A 22,560-nucleotide genomic window follows, 5' to 3' on the forward strand; every position below is an offset into this window, starting at 1 on the left:
AGCCTAGCGCGCGAGCCAGCCGCCGTCGACGGCGAGGATATGCCCCTGCACATAGTCCGACGCCGACGAGGCAAGGAACACCGCGGCACCGCCGATGTCGGCGGGGTCGCCCCAGCGGCCCGCGGGGATACGCTCCATGATCTGGCGGTTGCGCGTCGCGTCGCCCTGCAACGCGGCGGTGTTGTTCGTCGCGATATAGCCGGGTGCGATCGCGTTGACCTGCACGCCCTTCGTCGCCCATTCGTTCGCGAGCAGCTTGGTGAGCCCGCCGACCCCTGATTTCGACGCGGTATAGCTCGGCACGCGGATGCCGCCCTGAAAGGTCAGCATCGATGCGATGTTGATGATCTTGCCCGATCCCCGCGCGATCATGTGGCGCCCGACGCTCTGGCAGAGGAAGAACAGGGTCTTCAAATTGGTGTCCATCACCGCGTCCCAGTCGGCCTCGGTGAAGTCGACCGCATCGGCGCGGCGGATGATCCCGGCATTGTTGACGAGGATGTCGATGCGCCCGAATTCGGCGAGCACCGCATCGACCAGCGGTTGCACCGCACCGACGCTCGACAGGTCGGCGGCGAAATTTTCGCCCTTGCGGCCAAGCGCGCGCACCTTGCCGACGGTTTCATCGGCGGCCGAGCGCCCCGCAGCGGCGACGTCCGCCCCCGCTTCGGCGAGCGCGAGCGCAATCCCCTGCCCGATGCCCGTGTTGGCGCCGGTGACGAGCGCCACCTTGCCCGAAAGGTCAAACAGCTTGCTCATCTCAGGCGAGCGCCGGCTCCGCCGACAGGCTCTTGAGGTAAGCGCTGATCGCCTCGTCCTGCGAATTGGCGTAGAAATATTCGGCGAACTTCTCGCCCGCGATCGCGGCGCGCAGCAGATCTTGATCGACCGACTTCAGCACGGTCAGCATGTCGTGGCACGACGCCGCCTTCAGATCCTTCAGGATACCGCGGTTCTTCCGCATGATTTCGGCGCGTTCCTTGGGATAGCCCAGCCCGCGTTCGCCATCGAACAGCTTGGCATAGACATCCTGCAGATTGAGCTCGGCGGCCCAGCCGAAACCCTTCGCATAGGGCATCGAAATCGCGTTGCCGTCGTTGATCTGACCGAACAGGAAAGCATCGGTCGGATCGACCACCAGCCCGCAGAAGACGCCGGGCATCGCGTTGCACGCGAGCATCGACCCCATGCCGGTGCCGCAACCGGTAACGACGAAATCCGCGGCCTTCGAGTTGAGCAGGATGCCCGCGAGCAGGCCGTTCATGATATAGGTCAGCGACGCTTTGTCGTCGGCCGAATACATGCCGTAATTGAACACCTGATGTCCCAGCGGCTCGGCGACATTGGTCAGCGCTTCGTGGATGATGGCGTTTTTGGCCGCCTGGCTGTTCTCGGTGATCAGCGCGATCTTCATGAACCTGTTCCTTTGCTGGGTTTGCGCCAGACTAGCCATTTTGGTAACCGGTGTCAATATCACTGCCTTGACGATTTGAGGCTTGCGCTGGACACCGGTATCAGTTTTCGGCAGATGGCGCTTGTAGCGGTTGATTTCGCCCGGCCCGGCGCCCATCACAGCGGGCGAACGGCGGGACAGCATCGATAGCCCGCAGAGGAAAAGGCGCATATGGCGGCACAGACCAAGGGGCCGGGGGGCAAGCAGCCGACGATCAACGATGTCGCGGCGCTCGCCGGGGTATCGAAAAAGACCGTCAGCCGGGTGATCAACCGGTCGGAATTTCTGACCGAAAAGACGCGCAAGGCGGTCGAACAGGCGATCGAGACGCTGGGCTTTGTCCCCAATCCGCAGGCGCGCGCGCTGGCGTTCCGGCGCAATTTCCTGATCGCGCTGCTCCACGACAATCCCAATGCCCAGACGGTGCTGAATTTCCAGCAGGGCGTGCTCGACGCGATCAAGGACAGCGACCTCGCGCTGCTCGTTCGCCCGGTCGATCGCGGATCGGATCAGCTGCTCGACGACGTCCGCACCTTTCTGGAAAAGCAGCGCCCGATCGGTGCGCTGCTGTTGCCGCCGATTTCCGAAAACGACGCGCTGGCCGCGCTCTGCGAAGATCTGGGCGTGCGCTATGTGCGCGTCGGGTCGGCGCCGCTCGACGATGCCAAACATTGCGTGTCATCGAATGACCGCGAGGTGGTTGCCGAAGCGGTCCGCGCGCTGATCGCGCTCGGCCATCGCCGCATCGGTTTTGTGCGCGGCCCGGTTGGCTTCCGCTCGGCCGCCGAGCGCGAAAAGGGATTTATGGAAGCGCTCGCCGAAGCGGGGCTCGACCTGCCGGGTGCCTATAACGCGCCGGGCAATTACCGTTATGCCGCCGGGATCGAGGCCGGCGAGGCGTTGCTGTCGCTATCCGAGCCGCCGACCGCGATCTTCTGTTCGAACGACGAAATGGCCGCCGGGGTGATGAGCGTCGCGCATGCCAAGCGCATCGACGTCCCGGGCGCACTGTCGATCATCGGCTTCGACGACAGCCCGACCGCGACGCATATCTGGCCCGCGCTCAGCACCGTGCGCTGGCCGATCCGCGAAATGGGGGTACGCGCCGCCAGGACGCTTGTGCCCGATTTTCTGCCGTCCGCCAGCAAGATCGACGAGCAGGAAACCGCGGTGCTGGCGTCGACTTTTGTCCAGCGCCAGTCGGTCGCGCCACCCAAATAGCGGGCGATGCGCCAAAGCCGTCGGCGGAAGAAAATTGTCTTAAATTGTCGCAATCACCCGCATTGCCCTTGCATGCGTCAATTCAATGGGTTGAATAGGCGCCAACCCCTCCCCGCCGCGCGGCGTGCTGACATGAGAATATCCATATGCTGGACAAAAGGTCGCTGCTGCTGGCCGGAACATTATGCGCCGCGACCCTGTCGCTCGGCGCCTGTTCGAGCGAGAAAGAGGCCGGCAAGAACGGTCGCGGGGCGCCGGAAGTCGGTTTTGTCGTCGCCAGGGTCGAGGCGGTCCCGGTAACGACATCGCTCGGCGGGCGCACGGTGGCCTTCGAGACCAGCGAAGTCCGGCCGCAGGTGGGCGGCCTGATCCGCCGCCGCCTGTTTACCGAGGGCGGTTTCGTGCGCGCCGGGCAGCCGCTCTACCAGATCGACGCCAGCCTCTATCAGGCCGCGGTCGATCAGGCCGCCGCCAACCTGGCCAGCGCCCGCGCCAGCGCGCAGGCCGCCGACGAGCGCGTCCGCCGCTTCGCTCCGCTCGCCAAGATGCAGGCAATCGCCGAACAGGATTATACCGACGCCCTGGCCGAAGCACGCGTTGCGCGCGCCGCGGTGGCGCAAAATGGCGCGGCGCTCGAAACCGCGCGCATCACGCTGCGCTATGCGACGATCACCGCGCCGATCAGCGGTCGCATCGGCCGCAGCCTCGCCACCCCGGGCGCGCTGGTGAGCGCGAGCCAACCGACGCCGCTGACGACGATCCAGCGCATCGACCCCATTTATGTCGACATGCAGCAGTCGAGCGCCGAACTCACGGCGCTGCGCCGCGCGATCGCGGCGGGGGGTGCCGCACCCGGCAGCACCGCGGTGCGGCTGCAGCTGGAAGATGGCAGCGCCTATGGGCTGACCGGGACCGTCGAATTTTCCGAAATGACAGTGAACGAGGCCACGGGCACCGTGACCTTGCGTGCCCGCTTTCCCAATCCACAGGGGCTTTTGTTGCCCGGCATGTTCGTCACGGCGACGTTCGAGCAGGCGGTCGATCCCACCGCCATCCTGGTTCCGCAGCAAGCTGTACAGCGCGACTTCGACGGATCGGCATTTGTGTATCTGGCGGGACCAAACAACAAGGCGGTGCGGCGCAAGATCGAAACGTCGCGCACGGCCGGCAGCAACTGGATCGTGACCAGCGGGCTGAAGGCCGGCGACCGCGTCATCACGCAGGGGGTCGGCAATCTTCGCGACGGCGCCGACATTCGCGCCGTTCCCGCTAGCACGCCGCAACAGGTGGGGGCGCCCGCGGCGGCCAAGACAGCAGAAAAGAGTAAATAGCCCCCCATGTCCCGTATCTTCATCGACCGGCCGATCTTTGCCTGGGTGCTCGCGATCGTCGTCATGCTTGCAGGGTTCGGGGCGCTGCGCGCGCTGCCGATCGAACAATATCCCGACATCGCGCCGGTGCAGGTGAACATCCGGGCGAGCTATCCAGGCGCATCGGCGGAGACGGTCGAAAACAGCGTAACGCAGATATTGGAACAGCAGCTGACCGGCATCGACGGGCTGCTCTATTTCAGCTCGCAATCCAGTTCGCGCGGGCAGGCCAGCATTACCGCGATTTTCGACAAGGGCACCGATCCCGACATCGCGCAGGTGCAGGTGCAGAACAAGATCGAGTCTGCTGTGTCGCGCCTGCCTCAACAGGTCCAGCAGCAGGGGGTGCGGGTCAGCAAGTCCAATTCGGACACGCTGCTGATTGTCAGCGTCTATGACAAGACGCGCACGCGCAACAATTATGACGTCTCCGATTATCTGACGACCAATATCCAAGACCCGTTGTCGCGGGTCGAGGGGGTTGGCGACGTCAATATCTTCGGTTCGCCGCACGCGATGCGGATCTGGCTGAACCCGCAGCGGCTCGCGGCCGTATCGCTGATGCCGAGCGACGTGGTTTCGGCGATCAGCGCCCAGAACAGCGAAGTCGCCGCGGGCGAGGTCGGCGGCCTGCCGTCGCCGCGGGGCCAGTTGCTGACGGCCACGGTCACCGCCCAGTCGCGCCTGCAAACCCCCGAACAGTTTCAGAATATCGTGCTCAAGACCTTGCCCGACGGTTCGGCGGTGCGGATTCGCGACGTCGCACGGGTCGAAATCGGGGCCGAAAATTACGGCTCGGTCGGTCGTCTCAATCGCCAGCCGAGTTCGGGCATGGCGATCTCGCTGTCGCCCGGCGCCGACGCGCTGGCGACGGTCGAGCGCGTGAAGGCACGCATGACCGAACTGGCGCAGAACATGCCCGACGGGCTCGACTATGCCTATATCAACGACACGACGACCTTTATCCGCCTGTCGGTCAGCGAAGTTCAAAAGGCGCTGTTCGAGGCGATCCTCCTCGTCATCATCGTGATGTTCGTGTTTCTGCAAAGCTGGCGCGCGACGCTGATCCCCGCGATCGCTGTGCCCGTCGTGCTGCTCGGTACCTTTGGCGTCTTCTACCTTGCCGGGTTCAGCATCAACACGCTGACGCTGTTCGGGCTCGTGCTCGCCATCGGCCTGCTCGTCGACGACGCAATCGTGGTCGTCGAGAATGTCGAGCGGTTGATGGAAGAAAATCCCGGCATGTCGGCGCGTGAGGCGACGATTCAGTCGATGAAGGAATTGCAGGTCGCGCTGATCGCGATCGGGCTGGTGCTGTCGGCGGTGTTCCTGCCGATGGCCTTTTTCGGTGGATCGACCGGCGTCATCTATCGCCAGTTTTCGGTGACGGTGGTGTCGGCGATGATGCTATCGGTGTTCGTCGCGCTGGTGCTCAGCCCGGCGCTGACCTCGACCCTCCTCAAACCCCGCGCACACGGCGAAACGCCGCCGGGCCGCTGGCCGCGCATCGATGCGGCGCTGACCCGCGCGAAAACATGGTTCAACGCCCGGTTCGAGCGCACCACCGAAAACTATGTCGGCAGCGTCGAAAAGGTCGTCGATCGCAAATGGCGCTTTCTGGGCCTGTACATGATCATTGTCGTGCTGCTCGCCTTTCTGTTCCTGCGCCTGCCTGGTGGTTTCCTGCCCGGCGAAGACCAGGGCCGCGTCCAGATCCAGTTTCGCCTGCCCGCAGGTGCGACGCAGGAACGCACGCTTGAGGTCCGCGACGCGATCGAGGACCATATGCTGAGCGCCGAAAAGGCGAATATCGAATCGCTTTTCCTGAACGCCGGCGGTGGCGGTGGCGGCGCGTCGGGGCAGAACACCGGCCAGGGCTTCGTCAATCTGGCACATTGGGACGACCGCCCGGGCAAGGAAAACAGCGCCGACGCGATTGCCGAGCGCACGCGCCGGGCCTTTTCGGGGCTGCGCGATGCACAGGTTTTTGCGCTGGTGCCGGGCGCGGTCCGCGGCCTTGGCGATACGTCAGGTTTCACGATGCAGTTTCAGAACCGCAGCGGACTGACGCGCGAAGAATTTGCCGCGGCACGCGACCGGCTGCTCGCCGCGGCGAACGCCAATCCCAAATTGTCGTCGGTCCGGCTCAGCGACCTACCCGATCTGGCCACGCTGAAGATCGATATCGATACCCAGCGCCTGACCACCTATGGCCTGAGCAACGCCGATGTGAACAGCACGCTGGCCACCGCTTGGGGCGGCCGTTACGTTAATGATTTCATCGACGAAGGCCGGGTGAAGCGCGTCTATGTCCAGGGTGACGCACCCTATCGGGCCAAGCCCGAAGACCTCAGCCAATGGTATGTGCGCTCTGCCGATGGCGGCATGTCGCCCTTTTCGGCGTTCGCCCAGATCGGCTGGTCGACGACCCCCAGCACCACCTCGCGTTTTCAAGGTATTCCCGCGTTCGAAATTTCGGGTCAGCCCGCCGAGGGAACGAGTTCGGGCGAAGCGATGGACGAAATCGCGGCGCTGGCCGGCGAAATTCCCGGCACCAGCGTCGCCTGGTCCGGCGCCTCGTATCAGGAACGGATGTCGTCGGGACAGGCGCCCTTGCTCTATGCACTGTCGTTGCTGGTCGTGTTTCTGTGCCTGGCGGCACTGTACGAAAGCTGGTCGATCCCGGTCGCCGTCCTGCTTGTCATCCCGCTCGGGCTGGTCGGCGCAGTGTTCGCGGTCACGCTACGCGGGCTCGAAAACGACGTCTATCTGCAGATCGGGCTGCTCACGACGATGGGTCTGGCCGCCAAAAATGCGATCCTGATGATCGAATTTGCCGAGCAGGAAGAGAAAAAAGGCAAGCGGGTGATCGATGCAGCGATCATCGCGGCGCGCATCCGCCTGCGCCCGATCCTGATGACGAGCTTTGCCTTCATCTTCGGCGTTTTGCCGCTGGCCCTGGCCTCAGGCGCCGGGGCGAACAGCCGCATCGCGATCGGCACCTCGGTGATCGGCGGCATGCTCACCGCCGCTTTCCTCGCGATCTTCTTCATCCCGCTCTTTTTCGTTCTCGTCCGCCGCGGGGTGCGCGACGGGCTTGCCGCGCTGCGTGCGCGCTTCGGCAGGAACACGGAAGATGGCGCGGCGGGGGTACCGGCATGATCGCGGCTCGCACGCTGTTGCTCGCGACGACGCTCGCGCTTGCGGGTTGCTCGCTGGCGCCCAAGACCGTGCTCCCGCCCCCGCCGGTGCCGCAGAGCTGGCCCGTCGGCGATGCCTATCTGCTGCAAAGCGAAGCCGCGCTGCCGGTCCTGTCGTACCAGAGCGTCTTCACCGATCCCCGCCTCCAATCGCTGGCCGAGCAAGCGCTCGCGAACAACCGCGACCTTCGCAGCGCCTATGCCAATGTCGCCGCGGCGCGCGCGCAGGCGCGCGTCACCCGCGCCGGACAATTCCCCGAAATCGGGATCAGCGGCGGCGCGGGCTATTCGGACAGCAATGGTGCGAGCGGCAGCGGCGACTTCTCGCTGCGCGGCGGAGTCACGGCGTTCGAGCTCGACCTGTTCGGCAAGCTCGCCAATGCCACCGAGGCCGATCGCAACCGCGCGCTGGCGACCGAGGCGGCATCGCGCACCGTACGGCTCGCGCTGATCGCCAGTCTGGCCGACGCCTGGGCGACCTATGGCGCCGACCGCGACCTCCTGAAGATCGCCGAGGACACTGCCGCCAATGCGCGCGAGAGCGTGCGGTTGACCAGGGCGCGGCTCGACGGCGGCGTCGCGCCGCGCACCGACCTCCGGCAGGCCGAACAGATTCTCGCTACCGCCGAGGATGCGATCGCGCAGCAACGGACCGCGCTCGCGCAGGATGAAAATCTGATCCGCCTGCTCGTCGGCGGCGATGTCGATCGCGCACTGCTCCCCGCGGGCCTCGTCGAAGTCACGCCCTCGGTCGTGGGGCTTCCTGCGGGGGTCAGCTCCGAAATCCTGCTCCGCCGCCCCGATGTGATCGAGGCCGAATATGGCCTGCGCGCCGCCAACGCCGACATCGGCGTGGCGCGCGCGCAGCTGTTCCCGTCGATCTCGCTGACCGGACTGCTCGGCTTTGCCAGCGACGCGCTGTCCCGCCTGTTCGACAGCGGATCGTTCAGCTGGTCGGCGGGCGGCGACGTGACCGCGCCGATTTTCGACGCCGGCGGCCGCCGCGCCGGGGTCGCGGTCAGCGAAGCCCAGCGCGACGCCGCGCTCGCAAGCTATGAGGGCGCGATCCAGACCGCGTTCCGCGAAGTCGCCGATGCGCTGGCGGTACAGGGGACGATCGCCGACCGGGTGCGCGCCGCCGCCGCGAACACCGCCGCCGCTGCTGACACCGCGACGCTCACCGATGCGCGTTACAAGGGCGGGGTCGACAGCTTCCTCGCCAGTCTCGACGCGCAGCGCAGCCTCTATGCGGCACGGCGCAGCGAAATCGCGACGCAACTGCTGCTCGTGCAGACGCGCATCGCGCTATTCCGCGCGCTCGGCGGCGACAGCGGCGCGGGGACGGCTTCCCCCGCCTCCTGACGGCCCCTCGTCACTCCGGACCTGAGCGGCATTTATCCCCTCAGAATAGGTGAAGAGCAGTTCCCCGGCGAAAGCCGGGGTCCAGGGCGAGCAAGAACAGACGTTGATTTATGACACCCTGGACCCCGGCTTTCGCCGGGGAACTGCTACCTGCTCGAAGGGTATAAAGTCCGACTCATCTTGACATTCCCTCTCGCTCGCGCGCTAATAGAACAAATCAGGAACATATATGCGCGAGTCGTCTCAACCTCTCGCCGGGCTGCGCCAGCGCATCGCCCGGCTGGCCGCCAGCGGTGGCCCCGCAAGCCAGCCGGCGCAAAGCTGGCTGGCGACGGGGCATGACGCGTTCGATGCAGCGATCGGCGGCGGATTGATGGTCGGGCGCACGCACGAGTTTTTCGCCGCCGATGCGCTCGATGGCACCAGCGCCGCGGCCTTTGCCGCACTGGTCGCGCTGCGCAGTGGCGGCGATGCGCCGCTGCTGTGGCTGCGCACCGTCGATGCCGGACGCCGTACCGGGCATATCTATGCCCCCGGCATCGCCGAACTTGGCGGCGACCCCGACCGGCTTCTTCTCGTTGAAACCGCCGATCCCAAGATGCTGCTCGCCTGCGCCAATGATGCGGTGCGCTGCGCCGGATCGGCGGCGGTGATCGTTGAAAGCTGGGGCAAATTCCCGCTGCTCGACCTGACCGCCGGGCGCCGCCTGACGCTCGGCGCGCGCGATGCGGGGACGACGTTGCTGATGCTGCGCCTCAATGCGGTGCCGACGCCGAGCGTCGCCGAAACGCGCTGGCACATCGTCGCCGCCCCATCGCGCGAACTCGAAGCCAACGCCCCCGGCGCCCCGGCCTTCGACCTTGAACTGCTGCGCTGGCGTAGCGGCCCTGCCGGAACGCGCTGGCGACTCGATTGGGATAAAGATGAGCAAGCTTTCCGGGACGCGGCGCTATCTGGCGCTGTTCTTCCCCTGGCTGCCCGCCGAACGGTTCACCCGCTCGGCGCCGAAGCCGCCTGACCTCCCGCTCGTCTTTGCCGAGAAGCAGCGCGGCGCGCTGCGTCTCGCGAGCGTCGATGCCCGCGCGCAGGCACTCGGGCTGCGTGTCGGCATGCCACTCGCCGACGCGCGGGCGCAGGTCGGCGACCTTGCCATCGTGCCGCACGACCCGGTCCTTGATCAGAACTGGCTCGACCGGCTCGCACAGGGCTGCGCGCGCTACACCCCGCTCGTCGCGCTCGATGCCCCCGACGGGCTGATCCTGGACATTACCGGCTGCACCCATTTGTTCGAGGGCGAGGCCGGGCTGATCGACGATATCGATCGGCGGTTGACCCGGCTCGGCATGACCGTGCGCCATACGCTGGGGCCCACCGCCAACGCCGCCCGTGCGCTCGCACGCTATCAGACCCGGCCCGCGCCGGATGAGGCCACCGCGATCCGCCGCCTGCCCGTCGCCGCGCTCGAACTCGACGCCGAGGCGGCGACCGCGCTTGTCCGCGCCGGGCTCAAGACGATCGGCGACCTCGCGGCGCGACCGATGGCGAACCTCGCCGCGCGCTTCGGCGCCGACGCCGCGATGGCGCTACGCCGGATCCTCGGCGATGCGCCTAGCCCGCTCGACCCGCGCGTCGCGCCGCCGCCGGTCGCCACCGAACGCCGCTTTGCCGAACCCGTCGCCAGCCTGCCCCACGCCACCCGCATTCTTGCCGAGCTGGTTGGTGAGGCGATCGCGGAGCTTGCCGAACGCGGCCAGGGCGGCCGCCATTTCGGCGCCACCTTTTTTCGCAGCGATGGGCTGGCGCGACGTATCGCGGTCGAGACCGGCCATGCGACGCGCGACCCCGGCCTTGTCATGCGCCTGTTCGCCGAACGCATGGACGGCCTCGCCGATCCGCTCGACCCCGGCTTCGGTTTCGACATGATCCGTCTCGAAGTGCCGCGGCTCGAAGCACTCGGCGCAACGCAACTGAAGCTCGAGGGCGGCGCGGCGCGCGCGGTACGCCAGGGCGCAGCAATGGACGAACTCACCGACCGGCTCACGACACGGCTCGGGCGCGGGCGGGTCCGCGCCTTGCGCCCCGCCGATACGCATATCCCCGAACAGGCGCAGCTCGCCCTGCCCGCGATCGACACACCCCCGGCGTTGCCCTGGCCCGCCCCCGAACCCGGCGAACCACCGCTGCGCCCCTTCTATCTTTTCGATCCGCCGCAAGTGATCGAGGTGATCGCCGAGGTTCCCGACGGCCCGCCGCACCGCTTTCGCTGGCGCCGACAGGCGCATGCGGTCCGCCGTTACGAAGGGCCCGAACGCATTGCCGCCGAATGGTGGCGGCGCCGCGACAATGGCGGGCTGACGCGCGATTATTACCGCGTCGAGGACGATCGCGGCCGCCGCTACTGGCTGTTTCGCCACGGGCTCTACGACGAAAAGCCCGATCCGCGCTGGTATATCCATGGGGTGTTCGCATGAGTGGAGAACCCGCAGACCCTGGCTTCGCCGAATTGGTCGCCGCGACCAATTACAGCTTCCTGCGCGGCGCTTCGCACCCCGCCGATATGGTCGCCGAAGCGATTACGCTGGGCATGCCCGGCATCGGCATCGCGGACCGCAACAGCGTCGCGGGGGTGGTGCGGGCGTGGGCGTTTCTGAAGGAGCAGCAAGTCAAAAGGCCGGAGATGGTGGAAGGCTTCCGACTGGTGGTCGGCGCGCGGCTCGTCTTCGCCGACGGCACGCCCGACATCGTCGCCTACCCTGTCAGTCGCAACGGCTGGGGCAGGCTGACGCGCCTTCTCTCGAAGGGGAACCTCCGGGCAGAGAAGGGCGACTGTATTCTCGAACTGAGCGATCTGCTTGGTCATTGTGATGACCTGCTGCTGATTGTGATGGAAGGCGATGAGGAATTGCTTCGCGTCCTCAAAGGCGCCCGACCGAAATCAGTATGGCTGGCGGCGACGATGTCGCAGTCGGGTGCTGACACGCGGAAGCTGGCCAAACTCCGGCGGCTGTCGGTGGCAACAAATGTTCCCCTGCTCGCAACCAACGACGCCCTTTATGCAACCGCTGCCCAGCGACCGCTGCACGACATCATCACCTGCATACGCGAAGGTGTTACGGTCCAGAAGGCCGGCAAGCGGCTACGCGCCAATGCCGAGCGCCATCTGAAGCCGCCAGCCGAAATGCGGCGACTTTTCAGCGGGCATTTGAAGGCGATCGAAGCAACCACAAAGCTGCTCGCGCGCATCGACTTTCGCCTCGATGACCTGCGCTACGAATATCCGCACGAGCCGGTGCCGCCGGGATGGAAGCCGTTCAAATATCTTCATCATCTGGTGAAGACGGCGGCGGAAAAACGCTATGGCGCGCCGTTGAAGCCGAAAATTCGCAAGTTGATCGGCAACGAACTCCGGCTGATCCGGAAGCGCAACTATGTCTATTATTTCCTGACCGTTTACGATCTCGTCCGTTTCGCCCGCGCGCAGGAACCGCCGATCCTGTGCCAGGGCCGCGGGTCGGCGGCCAATTCGATCGTCTGCTTTCTGCTCGGCGTGACCTCGGTCGATCCCGACGAACACAAGCTGCTCTTCTCGCGCTTCGTATCGGCCGAGCGCGACGAGCCGCCCGACATCGACGTCGATTTCGAACATGAGCGGCGCGAGGAAGTAATCCAATATATCTATGACCGTTACACCCGCGACCGCGCCGCCATTGCCGCGACCGTCATCCACTATCGGCCGCGAAGCACGATCCGTGAGGTCGGCAAGGCGCTGGGCCTCAGTGAGGATGTGACCGCACGGCTCGCCGACACAAGCTGGGGCAGCTGGGGCGACGAGGTGCCGATCGAGCGGCTGAGCGAGGCCGGACTCAATCCGCATAATGGCGAGATCGAGCGGCTGCACCGCTTTGTCGGCGAGCTGCTGAAAGCGCCGCGCCACCTGTCTCAGCATGTCGGCGGTTTTGTGCTGACACAGGGGCGCCTCGACGAGCTGGTGCCGATCCACAATGCCGCGATGGAGGACCGGACCTTCATCGAGTGGGACAAGGACGACATCGACGCGCTCGGGTTGATGAAAGTCGATGTACTCGCGCTCGGCATGCTGACCTGCATCCGCAAATGCTATGATCTGATGCGCGAACATGGACTCGGCGACCACACGCTGGAACTCGACATCGATTCCAAAGATCCGGCGGTTTACGACATGCTTTGCAAAGGCGACAGCATCGGCGTGTTCCAGGTCGAGAGCCGCGCCCAGATCAACATGCTGCCACGCTTGCGGCCCCGGAAGCTCTATGATCTGGTCGTGCAGGTCGCGATCGTTCGTCCCGGACCGATCGAAGGCGACATGGTCCACCCCTATCTGCGGCGCCGAAATGGAGAGGAGGATGTCGAGTATCCGTCGCCCGACCCGCCTCATGATCCCAATGAATTGCGCGAAGTTCTGGGTCACACCTTCGGCGTGCCGCTCTTTCAGGAACAGGCGATGAACCTCGCGATCACCGCCGCCGGTTTCACACCAGAGGAAGCCAACGGCCTGCGCCGCGCGATGGCGACCTTTCGCAATGTCGGAACGATCGACAATTTCCGCGAGAAGATGGTCGGCGGCATGGTTGCGCGCGGGTACAAGCAGGACTTCGCCGAGCGCTGCTTCAAGCAGATCGAGGGGTTCGGCAGCTACGGCTTTCCCGAAAGCCACGCCCAATCCTTTGCCCGACTCGTCTATGTCTCGTCATGGATCAAGCATTACCACCCTGCCGTCTTCACCTGCGGGCTGCTCAATTCGCAGCCGATGGGCTTTTACGCCCCCGCGCAGCTGGTGCGCGATGTGCAGGAGCATGGGGTCGAGGTGCGCGCGGTCGATGTGAACGCCAGCGATTGGGACAGCAGCCTGGAGCGCAGGGATGACGGCAGCCTCGCGCTGCGGCTCGGCTTTCGGCAGGTCGACGGGTTTCGCGAGGCTTGGGCCGAGCAGATCGCGGCGGCGCGGACCGCTCCTTTTGCGAGCATCGAAGAACTCGCCCGCCGTGCCGACCTGCCTTCGCGCGCACTGCGTCTGCTCGCCGAGGCCGATGCGTGCCGGTCGATGAGGCTGGATCGGCGCCCGGCGCTGTGGGACGCGCGCCGCGTCCGCCAAGGGGTGCTGCCGCTGTTCGGCGCCGCCGAAACCGACGAGCTTGGCGCCGAAGACGATGCGCAGCTGCCCCCCACTCCGCTCGTCGAAAACGTCCTCACCGATTACCAGACGACGCGGCTGTCGCTCAAAGGCCACCCGATGGCGTTTCTGCGCAGTGCCTTCGCATGCGAAGGCGTGCTGAGCGCGGCGGAGGTGGCGGCGGCGAAGAACGGATCGATCGTCCGCGCCGCGGGGGTCGTGCTGATCCGCCAGCGCCCCGGCAAGGGCAATGCGATCTTCATCACGATCGAGGATGAGGGCGGGATCGTCAACATATTGCTCTGGGCGCGCCATTTCGAACGCTATCGCCGCGCCGTCATGGCGTCGCGGTTGATGTTGGCCGAGGGCGAGGTGCAGCGGAGCAAGGAGGGCGTCATCCACCTGATGGCAACGCGCATCGTCGATCGCACCGCGATGCTCGACACGTTGGGCGACGGGCGCGAGATACGCCCCGACCTCTGCCGCGCCGACGAGGTCGCGCATCCGCAACTGCCGCGCGGCCATGCCGCAAAGCATGGTCATCCGCGCGATGTCCGCATCCTGCCCAAGTCCCGGGATTTTCACTGAAGGCGTTTGCTTTCCGGCTGACGCCGGAAGCGGCACCAGCCCGCTCCCCCGCCCAACCTCCCATAGGATATCCTTGTCGGGAGGTTGGGCGGGGGAGCGGGCTGGTGCCGCGCCTTCGCGCCAAAAAGTTGATGCCCCGGCTGTGGGGGCCGGGGCATCGGATCAGGCTATCTAAGGGACCAACCGAATATAGCCTGAAAGTCGGTCGCGGATGTTAGCCGCGGAGCAGGTTCATCACGCCCTGCTGGCTCTGGTTCGCCTGTGCCAGCATCGCGGTCGATGCCTGCGACAGGATCCCGGCCGCGGCCAGCTTCGTCGATTCCGCCGAGAAGTCGGCGTCTTCGATGCGCGAGCGCGATTCGTCCAGATTGGTGACGCGGGCCGTCAAATTATCGACAGCTGCGCTCAGACGGTTCTGCTGCGCACCAAGGTTGGCGCGTTCGGTGGCGACCGTGGTGATCGCGGTGTCGAGCGTTGCCAGGGCACCGGTGGCGCCGGCGGCCGTGGCGACCGACAAGGCGTTGACGCCCAGCGACGTGGCGGTCAGGCTGGCGACGGTGATGTTCACTTCTTCGCCGCTGTTGATGCCGGTCTGGATGTCAAAGCCAGCCGCGACGCTGCCGTTGAGCAGCGCGTTGCCGTTGAAGGTCGTCTGCGTCGTGATGTCGCCAATCTGCGAAATCAGCGCGGTAACTTCCTCTTGAACCAGCGTACGGTCGGCGTCGGCGAGCGTGCCGTTCGAAGCCTGCATCGCCAGTTCACGCATGCGGACGAGGATGTCCGAGATGCTGGCGGCGCCGCTGTCGGCGGTCTGGGCAAGCGAAATGCCGTCGTTGGCATTGCGGATCGCCTGCGTGAAGCCACGCGAAGCAGCCGACATGCGCGTCGCAACGGCGAGGCCGGCGGCGTCGTCCTTGGCGCTGTTGATGCGCTTGCCGCTCGACAGGCGTTCCATCGCCTGCGACTGCATTTTGCCCGCAACGCGCGAGTTATTCTGGGCGCGAAGCGCGCTCACATTCGTGTTGATGACAGTCATCTTTGTTCCTTTCCGGCCTCGATGGCCATTCCCGTGATGTGAGGGCTCGAGGAGCGGTCACGAAAAGCAGTAACGGCGGGCGGTCGAGGCGCTTAAGGCCGCGCCGTCAAAAAAATGCCGAAGGTTGTTCACGGCGACCTTCGCTACAATTCAAAATATTGAAATATCACGATTAATTTTTTTGGCATGAGCTTTGCATTGTTCTTTGCGTACGGCGCACCGCTGCGCTCAGGACGGATGGAAAGCAATGAGCACGATTGACCCGAGCCGACTGCTGCAGATGCGCAGTTCGATCCTCAATCAGAACCAGGCGCTGCAACGCGCCGCCGGTCGCGGCGGCATCGGCGGCGTCGAGGGCGGCGTCGAGGGCGCTGGCGGAACCCCCGATTTCGGCGCGGCGATCAACAACGCGCTGCAACAGGTCAACGCCCAGCAATCGAAGGCGAGCGCGATCACCGAAGCCTATGAGCGCGGCGACACCCACGACATCGTCAGCGTGATGATCGAACGGCAGAAAGCCTCGCTCGGTTTCGAAACCACGTTGCAGGTCCGCAACAAGCTGCTGTCCGCGTACCGCGACATCATGAACATGCCGGTGTAATCCATGGCCGATACCCAGATCCTTTCGCCCGTCGACGATGGCCATGCAAACCGCCTGCCCGCCCCCGCGGCGGGCAACCGTCTTGCACCGCTGACCAGCTTCGTCCGCCAGCCCGCGGTGCAGCGCGCGCTGCCCGCGATTGCCATGACGTCGGCGATCGGCATCGCCGCGCTCGCCTATTTCACCATGCAGTCGGCCCCGCAGGCGCAGCTGTTCGCCGGGCTGGACGACAGCGACAAGGCCGCCGTCGCCGACGCGCTGCAGACGCAGGGCATCGCGCACAGCATCGACGCGAGCACCGGCGCGCTGACCGTCGATGCCGACAAATTGCACCAGGCGCGCATCGCGCTGGCCGGACAAGGCCTGCCCAAGGCGGCGCCGAGCGGCGACAGCCTGATCGCGGCGCTGCCGATGGGGTCGAGCCGCGCGATCGAGGGCGAAGCGCTGCGATCGGCTCGCGAGGCCGACCTCGCCCGCACCATAGAGACGATCGACGCCGTCAAAAGCGCGCGCGTCCATGTCGCCGCTGCCGAGCCCAGCCTGTTCGTCCGCGACGACAAGCCGTCGACCGCGTCGGTGATGCTGACCCTGCAGAACGGCCGTTCGCTGAGCGATGGCCAGGTGCAGGCGATCCGCTTCCTCGTCGCGTCGTCGGTCCCCGGCATGAACGCCGATCAGGTGTCGGTGATCGACCAGCGCGGCGCGCTGTTGTCCGACACCGCATCGGGCAGCGACATGAAGGCGTTCCAGTTGCAGGTGCAGGTCGAGGATCGGTTCCGCCGCGCGCTCGACACCTTGCTCGGCCCGATGCTGGGCGTCGGCAATTACAGCGTCGAGGTCCACGCCGACGTCGACATGTCCGAAAGCCAGGCAACGCGCGAAAGCTTTCCCGAAAATGATCGCGCGATGACCAGCGAACAGATCACGCGCACCGTCAGCGGCCAGGGCGCGCCGCCCGCCGCGGTCGGCATCCCCGGTGCGCTGTCGAACCAGCCGCCGCAGGCGACGACGGTCACCGCCAATGCGCCGACCCCGACGCCCGCCGCCGGCGCGGCGCCCGAAACGGCGAGCAATGAAAATGCCGCGCGCGCCTTTGAAGTCGGCCGCGAGATTTCGGTGACGCATTCGCCGCAGGGCAAGCTGCGCCGCGTCTCGGTCGCGGTCGCGCTCAATCAGGGCAAGAAGGCGCTGACCCAGGCCGACATGACCAAGATCGACAGCTTGGTCAAAGGCGCGATCGGGTTCGACGCCACCCGCGGCGATCAGGTCGCGATCAGCCAGCGGCCCTTCGTCCAGGTCGAAACCGAGGAACCGGCCTTCTATGATCAGGCCTGGTTCCTGCCGCTGGTCAAGCAGGTCGGCGCGATCCTCGCCGCGCTGCTCGCCTTCCTGTTCATCGGTCGGCCGCTGATCCGCGCCGCCAAGGCGCGCGCCGCCGAACGCGCCGAACGCAATGCGGCGCTCGAGGAAAGCCTGCTCGCCGCGACCGACGGACGTCCCGCGCTCGCCAGCCCCGCCGCGGGCCGCGAGATCACGCTGGAAATGATCGAACAGGCGCCAAGCTATGAAACGCGCGCCAATCTGGTCCGCGCCTTTGTCCGCCAGGATTCGGCCCGCGCCGCGCTCGTCGTCCGCCAGCTGATGCAGGAGGGCGCCCGTGCCTGACGCCGCCGAAACCATGGCGCCACCTGCCGCTCCCGCCATCGAAGGATCGTCGGCCGCCGCGATCCTGCTGATGCTGCTCGACGAAAATGAAGCCGCGACGATCCTGAAGCATCTGGAGCCCGACGAAGTTCGCCAGCTGGCGAAATCGATGTTCGACACCGCCAACGCCAGCGAACTGCAGATCGGTCAGGCGCTCGACCGTTTCGTCGTGCGCAGCCGCGATGTCAGCGCGCTGGCGATCGGCGCCGACGTCCGCATCCGCACCGTCATCAACCAGGCCGTCGGCAACGTCCGCGCCGACAACATCCTGGCCGCGGTCGCGCCGCAGCGCAGCGCCGCCTCGCTCGAAATCCTCCGCTGGATGGATGTCGACGCGATCAGCGGCCTGCTCGCCCAGGAACATCCGCAGGTCGGCGCGCTGATCCTGTCGGTGCTGGTCCCCGATGTCGCCGCGCGCGCCATCGAAACGCTCGACGAAATCCTGCAGGCCGACCTGGTGCTGCGCGCCGCGATGCTGACATCGGTCCCCGCCGCGGCGATCGAGGATCTGGAATCGGTGCTCGCGAGCGCCAATGTCGACGGCCAGCGCGTCGCCAAACAGGCGATCGGCGGCCCCAGCGACGTCGCCAAGATCATGAAGAAAATGCCGAAGTCGCTGAGCGAACGCACGATCCGCGCGCTCAAGAAGACCGACAAGCAGCTCGCCCAGGCGATCGAGGAAGAAATGTTCATCTTCGAAAATCTGCGCGATCTCGACAAGAAGAGCCTGGGTTCGGTCCTGCGTTCGGTCGACGCGGCGCAGCTGGCGGTCGCGCTGAAGGGCACCGACGACGAGATGATCGACCTGTGCCTGTCGACCATGTCGCAGCGCGCGTCAGAAACGATCCGCGACGAAATGGCCGAAATGACGATGGTCAAGCGCGCCGACGTCGACGATGCGCAAAAGAGCATCATGACGATCGTCCGCCAGATGGCGGCGTCGGGCGAAATCATGATCGCGGGCGGGGGCGACGATTATGTCTGATCGCACCGCCGAAACCGGCTTTGCCCCCGTCACCCTGGCCGCGGCGATGGCGCGCAGCAGCGGTTTTCGTCCGCTCGCCTTCGCCGGCAGTCCCCGGCCGCCGCAGGCCGCCGCGAGCGGTCCCACCGAACTCGACCTCGACGACCCGTTCGCTCGCGGTCTGGCCGAAGGGCAGCGCGTCGCCGAAGCCGCCTATGTCGCCGAACGCCACCAGCTGCTCGCGCTGCTCGCCGGGGCCGAAGCGTTGCAGGACGAACCCAGCGAAGAATTGGCGCAGCTGATCGCGCACACCGTCGAACGGCTGGTGCATCAGATCGTCGCCGACGCGCCGATCGACGCCGCATGGCTCCAGGCGCAGGCCGAGACCGCCGCGGCGATGGTCGCCGACGCCGACAAGGCGCGGACCTTGTGCGTTCACCCCGACGATGCCGCACTGCTTGCCGATTGCGCGCTGCCGCTGGCGCTTGCCAGCGACCCCGGCATGATGCGCGGGACCGTCCGCATCGAAACCTCGACCGGCTGGATCGAGCATGGCCGCGCCGTCTATCTCGACGAACTGCGCGTTGCGCTGGGCGAAGGGGCCGCCGCATGACGCGCCGCCTTGCCCTCTCTGCACAGCAGTTGCTCGACCCGATCGACCTGACGGGCGCCAGCCCGCGCCGCATCGGCACCCTCGTCTCGCACGAGGGCATCATGCTGGAGGTGTCGGGCTTCCCGCAGCCGCTGGGCAGCAATGTCCGGATCAAGTCGGCGAACAATGACTATGTCTATGGCGAGGTGGTCGGCTTTCGCGGCCAGAGCAGCCTGGTCCTGCCGTTCGACACCAATATGCCGCTGGTTACCGGCGCGCCGGTCGAACCGCATGGCGCGAGCTCCATGGTGGCATGCGGCAAGGCGCTGCTTGGCCGGATCATCGACGCGCAGGGCCATCCGCTCGACGGGCGTGCGCCGGTCAAGTCGCAGTTCCAGTGGCCGCTCGCCGGGCGCAAGGTCAATCCGCTGCGCCGTGGCCGCGTTACCCGTCCGCTCAACATGGGCGTGCGCGCGATCAACGCGCTGCTGACCGTCGGCGAGGGTCAGCGCGTCGCGATCATCGCGGGGTCCGGCGTCGGCAAATCGGTGCTGATGGGCCAGATGATCGCCGGGACCGAATGCGACGTCATCGTCGTCGGACTGATCGGCGAACGCAGCCGCGAGGTCAGCGATTTCGTCGAAACCAAGCTGCCCCCCGAAGTCCGCAAGAAGTCGGTGGTGGTCGCGGTTCCCGCCGACCATCCGCCGCTGCTGCGCCTGCGCGCCGCGATGCGCGCCACCGCGATCGCCGAGGCGTTTCGCGCCGACGGCAAGAAGGTGCTGCTGCTGATCGACAGCCTGACCCGCGTTGCGCATGCACAGCGCGAGATCGGGCTGACATTGGGCGAGCCGCCGACGATGAAGGGTTATCCGCCGTCGGTGTTCGCGCTGATCCCCTCGCTCTGCGAACGCGCGGGCATCGACCGCGAAACCGGCGGGTCGATCACCGCGCTCTATACCGTGCTCGCCGATGGCGGCGACATCGACGATCCCGTCGTCGATTCGGCGCGCGCGATCGTCGACGGCCATATTATCCTGTCGCGCCAGCTGGCCGAACAGGGCGTCTATCCCGCGATCGACGTCGCGCGCTCGTTGTCGCGCACGATGGTCGACACGGTCGATCCCGAACATGCCGCCGCCGCCGCGCGCTTTCGCCAGCTGTGGTCGGCGTATGAAGAGAATCGCGATCTGATGCTGATGGGCGCCTATGTCGCCGGCGGCGATCCGGTGCTCGACACCGCGATCGCGCGTCACGCCGACCAGCTCGCCTTCGTGACCCAGCCCGCCAAGGTGCAGGTCGATTTCGACATTTCCCGCCAGACCCTGATTGAAGGATATTCCGCATGACCGCCCGCACCGCACGCCGCAAACGCATCATTCGCGTGCGCACCGTCGAACATCAGATGGCCGAGGCGAATCTCGCGCGCGCCACGGGCGAACTCGCCAGCCTGGTCGAGCTGGCCAAGCGGCTCGAAACGCTGCGCGTCGACCTGGCGATGGCCAAGGGTGCCGTCGCGGGCGGCGCGCTCAACACGATCGGCGAGCTCGCGATGCGGCTCGACATCGCGCAGGAAAATCTGACCGCACCGCTGGTGAACGCCAGCGCCCGCCGCGACCAGGCCGGAATGCTGGCGCAAAGCGCGATGGCCAAGGAAGAATCGGCGGTCCGCCTGTACGAACGCAGCCGGAAGTCGGCCGAAGCCGAAGCCGAGCGTCGCCGCGACGCCAACCGCCCCCACCGCGCGCGCGGCGGCATGCGCCTGCGCCTGATCGAAGGCGGCGCGGCATGATGGGCGCAGCCTCCCTCCCGACCCCACAGGGTTCGACGCCCGCGGGCTTTGCGGCCTTCCTGAGCACGATCGGCCAGACGCCGGCCGGTAGCGGCGAGGACGGCGGTTTCGAGCAGTTGCTGGCTGCCGTGCCAAAGGTCGATGGCGCCGCGGTCAAGGCCGCGCCTGCGGCGTCGGTTTTGCCTGCGCCGTCCAGAGCCGCGGCGGCACCGGCGATCCCCGCGATGACGGTGACGCCGGCAATGGCCGTGACGCCCATGATGACGGCGACGCCCGTGACGAGCGCAGCGTCGGAAATGCCGATGACGCCGGTGACGCCAGCGGTGGCTGCGGTTGTAGCGGCCGTCGTGGTTGCTCCGGCGACGGCTGGCGAAATCTCCGCCCCGGAAATTACCGCCGAAGCGCCGATGGCGATGACCAAGGATGCTGCGCCCACGACCGACGCCGACACCGCCGCGGCATCGGCGGCGAAACTGCTGATCGCGTTGAACGGCAGCGCCGCCAAGCCCGAAACAAAACCACTCAAGGCGCTCAACACCGAAGCCCCGACCGACGGCAAAGCGGTGGCGGAACCCGGCAGCGGTGTTGCCAAGCCTGCCGAAACGGCGGCGGCGCCCGAAACACTTGCCACGACGCCAGCCCCGGCACCCGCCGCGCTGTCCGTTGCGGCATCGCCTGCCGCTGCGGCGGTTGTCGCTGCGGTGGTGGTTGCAGCGCCGGGGGCTGCGGCCAGCCCGGGCAAGCCGGTGAAGGCGAGCGAGCCCGGCAAGCTTCCGGTCGCCGACATGGCACCGACCGCCGCGGCCGCCGCCACCGCTACCGTCACCGCTCCCGCCGCAGACAAGCCGCGCAGCGCCGAAGCCACGCGCGTGGCGCCCGAGATCGAAAGCGCGATCGCGGCGCCAGCGGCGAGCAAGCCGCGCGCAGCGCCGCAGGCGGGGCCCGCCGTTATCGCTGGCGAAGCGGTCGCGGCCAAGCCCGCCGAAGCCGCACCGGCCATGACGGTCCAGTTCGCGCAGCCGACGACCGCGGGCGCCGCGCCGCTGACGAGCGCGAGCGCGCCGGTCACGATCGCCGAACGCGTGCTCGACCTCGCCAGCGATGGCGCATGGATCGACCAGCTCGCGCACGACATTGCGGCGACCAAGTCGGACAGCGGCGACATCAGCTTTCGCCTGATGCCGCGGCACCTCGGCCGCCTCGACGTCGCGATGCTCGTGGGTGACGAGGGCGTGGCGCTGAAGCTCGACACCCAGCATGAAGCGACCGCGACCATCGTCACCGCGGCGCAGGGCCGTCTGGTCGAAGACCTGCGCCAGCAGGGCGTCCGCGTGACCGGCAGCGAAGTGACCTGCACCCCCGGCGACACGGGGCGCCAGATGCAGGGCCAGTCGCAGGGTCAGGGCCGCGGCGCCGCACAGGACGTCAGCCATCTGATCGAAACCGTTACCGAACGCGTGAAGGCGCGTGATCCCGAAGAGGCCGCCGACCGCCGCGGCCGCTTTGCCTGACCACAAAGGGTAGAAGC

Annotated in this window: 17 protein-coding genes; 14 read left to right on the forward strand and 3 right to left on the reverse strand. The window is 66.7% G+C overall.

Features of this window, described 5'->3' with window-relative positions; all coding sequences use genetic code 11:
- Positions 1–3: 3 nt before the first annotated feature.
- On the reverse strand, positions 4–759 hold the full coding sequence (kduD, locus tag G9408_RS14360) for a 2-dehydro-3-deoxy-D-gluconate 5-dehydrogenase KduD (RefSeq protein ID WP_168454667.1): 756 nt from the start codon (positions 757–759) through the stop codon (positions 4–6).
- A gap of 1 nt (position 760) precedes the next feature.
- Positions 761–1,414, reverse strand: a complete 654-nt coding sequence (locus G9408_RS14365; RefSeq protein WP_168454668.1) for an RpiB/LacA/LacB family sugar-phosphate isomerase — start codon at positions 1,412–1,414, stop codon at positions 761–763.
- Between the two features lie 210 nt (positions 1,415–1,624).
- On the opposite strand from G9408_RS14365, the gene G9408_RS14370 reads away from it, so the two are divergent.
- The 7 genes from G9408_RS14370 (at position 1,625) to G9408_RS14400 (ending at position 14,343) form a co-directional block, all read left to right on the forward strand.
- On the forward strand, positions 1,625–2,674 hold the full coding sequence (locus tag G9408_RS14370; protein WP_168454669.1) for a LacI family DNA-binding transcriptional regulator: 1,050 nt from the start codon (positions 1,625–1,627) through the stop codon (positions 2,672–2,674).
- Positions 2,675–2,820: 146 nt separating this feature from the next.
- Complete coding sequence (locus G9408_RS14375; RefSeq protein WP_168454670.1) at positions 2,821–4,005, forward strand: efflux RND transporter periplasmic adaptor subunit; 1,185 nt, start codon at positions 2,821–2,823, stop codon at positions 4,003–4,005.
- 6 nt (positions 4,006–4,011) lie between these two features.
- Positions 4,012–7,206 (forward strand): efflux RND transporter permease subunit, encoded by a 3,195-nt coding sequence (locus G9408_RS14380; RefSeq protein WP_168454671.1) that lies wholly within the window; start codon positions 4,012–4,014, stop codon positions 7,204–7,206.
- On the forward strand, positions 7,203–8,606 hold the full coding sequence (locus G9408_RS14385; RefSeq protein ID WP_168454672.1) for an efflux transporter outer membrane subunit: 1,404 nt from the start codon (positions 7,203–7,205) through the stop codon (positions 8,604–8,606). The genes G9408_RS14380 and G9408_RS14385 overlap by 4 nt, the downstream gene beginning before the upstream one ends.
- A gap of 229 nt (positions 8,607–8,835) precedes the next feature.
- Complete coding sequence (locus G9408_RS14390; RefSeq protein WP_168454673.1) at positions 8,836–9,624, forward strand: ImuA family protein; 789 nt, start codon at positions 8,836–8,838, stop codon at positions 9,622–9,624.
- Positions 9,530–11,077, forward strand: coding sequence for a Y-family DNA polymerase (locus G9408_RS14395; RefSeq protein WP_235957842.1), 1,548 nt, complete (start codon positions 9,530–9,532; stop codon positions 11,075–11,077). Before G9408_RS14390 ends, G9408_RS14395 begins: the two co-directional genes overlap by 95 nt.
- On the forward strand, positions 11,074–14,343 hold the full coding sequence (locus tag G9408_RS14400) for an error-prone DNA polymerase (protein ID WP_235957844.1): 3,270 nt from the start codon (positions 11,074–11,076) through the stop codon (positions 14,341–14,343). Before G9408_RS14395 ends, G9408_RS14400 begins: the two co-directional genes overlap by 4 nt.
- A gap of 214 nt (positions 14,344–14,557) precedes the next feature.
- On the opposite strand, the gene G9408_RS14405 is transcribed toward G9408_RS14400, so the two are convergent.
- Entirely contained in the window at positions 14,558–15,379 is an 822-nt protein-coding gene (locus G9408_RS14405) for a flagellin N-terminal helical domain-containing protein (RefSeq protein WP_168454675.1), read from the reverse strand.
- A gap of 247 nt (positions 15,380–15,626) precedes the next feature.
- Here G9408_RS14405 and fliE point away from each other — a divergent pair, with 247 nt between their 5' ends.
- Genes fliE through G9408_RS14440 form a run of 7 tightly spaced genes read left to right on the forward strand, consistent with a single transcriptional unit; the run spans position 15,627 to position 22,543 of the window.
- Positions 15,627–15,980, forward strand: coding sequence for a flagellar hook-basal body complex protein FliE (gene fliE / locus G9408_RS14410; protein ID WP_120217585.1), 354 nt, complete (start codon positions 15,627–15,629; stop codon positions 15,978–15,980).
- A 3-nt stretch (positions 15,981–15,983) separates the two neighbouring features.
- Positions 15,984–17,645, forward strand: coding sequence for a flagellar basal-body MS-ring/collar protein FliF (gene fliF / locus G9408_RS14415; RefSeq protein ID WP_168454676.1), 1,662 nt, complete (start codon positions 15,984–15,986; stop codon positions 17,643–17,645).
- The gene (gene fliG / locus G9408_RS14420; RefSeq protein WP_168454677.1) at positions 17,638–18,669 is read left to right on the forward strand and encodes a flagellar motor switch protein FliG; all 1,032 of its coding nucleotides are present in this window, start codon (positions 17,638–17,640) and stop codon (positions 18,667–18,669) included. The genes fliF and fliG overlap by 8 nt, the downstream gene beginning before the upstream one ends.
- Positions 18,662–19,261 (forward strand): FliH/SctL family protein, encoded by a 600-nt coding sequence (locus tag G9408_RS14425; RefSeq protein ID WP_168454678.1) that lies wholly within the window; start codon positions 18,662–18,664, stop codon positions 19,259–19,261. The genes fliG and G9408_RS14425 overlap by 8 nt, the downstream gene beginning before the upstream one ends.
- Positions 19,258–20,589, forward strand: a complete 1,332-nt coding sequence (locus G9408_RS14430; protein WP_168454679.1) for a FliI/YscN family ATPase — start codon at positions 19,258–19,260, stop codon at positions 20,587–20,589. The genes G9408_RS14425 and G9408_RS14430 overlap by 4 nt, the downstream gene beginning before the upstream one ends.
- Positions 20,586–21,032 carry a hypothetical protein gene (locus G9408_RS14435; protein ID WP_120217589.1) on the forward strand — a complete coding sequence of 149 codons (447 nt, stop codon included), beginning with the start codon at positions 20,586–20,588 and terminating at the stop codon, positions 21,030–21,032. The genes G9408_RS14430 and G9408_RS14435 overlap by 4 nt, the downstream gene beginning before the upstream one ends.
- Positions 21,029–22,543: a flagellar hook-length control protein FliK gene (locus G9408_RS14440; RefSeq protein WP_168454680.1), complete on the forward strand. Its 1,515-nt coding sequence runs from the start codon at positions 21,029–21,031 to the stop codon at positions 22,541–22,543. The genes G9408_RS14435 and G9408_RS14440 overlap by 4 nt, the downstream gene beginning before the upstream one ends.
- Positions 22,544–22,560 lie beyond the last annotated feature (17 nt).

It is taken from the genome of Sphingopyxis microcysteis, assembly GCF_012274265.1.
Classification (GTDB): Bacteria; Pseudomonadota; Alphaproteobacteria; order Sphingomonadales; family Sphingomonadaceae; genus Sphingopyxis; species Sphingopyxis microcysteis.